General features: G+C 72.2%; 3 protein-coding genes. All 3 read left to right on the top strand.

Translation table 11 applies throughout. The annotated features are described in order from the left end of the window. Window positions 1-194, top strand: a 194-nt coding sequence (locus tag L0B03_RS18165) for a hypothetical protein (RefSeq protein ID WP_250448449.1), incomplete at its 5' end; no start/stop codon positions are given. Window positions 195-257: 63 nt separating this feature from the next. Continuing rightward, window positions 258-497 (top strand): carbon storage regulator CsrA, encoded by a 240-nt coding sequence (csrA, locus tag L0B03_RS18170; protein WP_250448451.1) that lies wholly within the window; start codon window positions 258-260, stop codon window positions 495-497. 115 nt (window positions 498-612) lie between these two features. Beyond that, on the top strand, window positions 613-1,142 hold a 530-nt coding region (locus tag L0B03_RS18175), incomplete at its 3' end, for an Hpt domain-containing protein (RefSeq protein WP_250448453.1).

Below are 1,142 nucleotides of genomic sequence, written 5' to 3' on the forward strand. Positions count from 1 at the left end.
GCTGGCTGCGGTCGGTCGGGCTGCGCCGCCGGTTCGACGCGGTCGCCGCGGTGGCCGCCTTCGAGGCTCAGGCCCCGGGCATGGTCCTGTCCCTCGGGGTCCCCGTCGGGTGGCTCGACGGCCTGCCCGCGACCCCCGTGGTGTGGGCCGCGGTGCTGAGCGAACGCCTCACCGACGACGCCCGCTGGGACTGATCCACCACGCCGCACCCTGGACGCGTCGAGCCCCACGCCGCGTGAGCGACTACCCTCGCGAGCATGCTGGTCCTGAGTCGACGCGTCGGAGAGCGCCTGATCATCGGTGACGACATCGTCATCACCGTGATCGACGTGCGCAACGACGGCGTGCGCATCGGCATCGACGCGCCCCGCGACGTGCGGGTGAACCGCGCCGAGGTCCTCGAGGCCGTCGAGAAGGCCAACACCGAGGCCGTCGCCGCCGACGACGCCGTCGCCGACGCCCTGCGCGCCCTGCGCCCCCCCACCCCCGAGGCCTGAGCCCACACGCACGCTGGCCTCACCCGGCGGGATCACTCACATGCCCCTCCGGACGGCCGAATACACCTCCAGCACGTGACGGAGAACCGTCGCACCGTTCGGCCTGGAGGTTGACGTGGAGGACTTGGACGAGATCGTCCGCGAGTTCCTCGTGGAGAGCCACGAGAACCTCGACCAGCTCGACTCGGACCTGGTGGCCCTCGAGGGCTCGCCGGAGTCGCGTGAGCTGCTCAGCAGCGTGTTCCGCACGATCCACACGATCAAGGGCACCAGCGGGTTCCTGGCCTTCGGCAAGCTCGAGAAGCTGACCCACGCGGGGGAGAACCTCCTCGTGGAGCTCCGCGACGGCCGCCGCTCGATGGACCTGCCGACCACGGACGTGCTCCTGGAGATGGTCGACGGTGTGCGGTCCATCCTGCAGGCGATCGAGTCCAGCTCGACCGAGGGTGACGTGGACGTCGCCCCGACGGTCGAGCGGATCCGTGTGGTCCTCGAGCAGCGAGACCAGGTAGAGGAGACCCCCGTGCCCGACCCGACCCCCGCCCCCGAGGCGCCGGCCGACCCCACCCCCGTGACCGAGGTCGCCCCGCCCGTCGTCGAGCCGGCCACCGCCCCGGAGGCCGAGCCGGCCGCCAAGGTCAAGGC

It is taken from the genome of Actinotalea sp. C106, assembly GCF_023630195.1.
Classification (GTDB): Bacteria; Actinomycetota; Actinomycetes; order Actinomycetales; family Cellulomonadaceae; genus Actinotalea.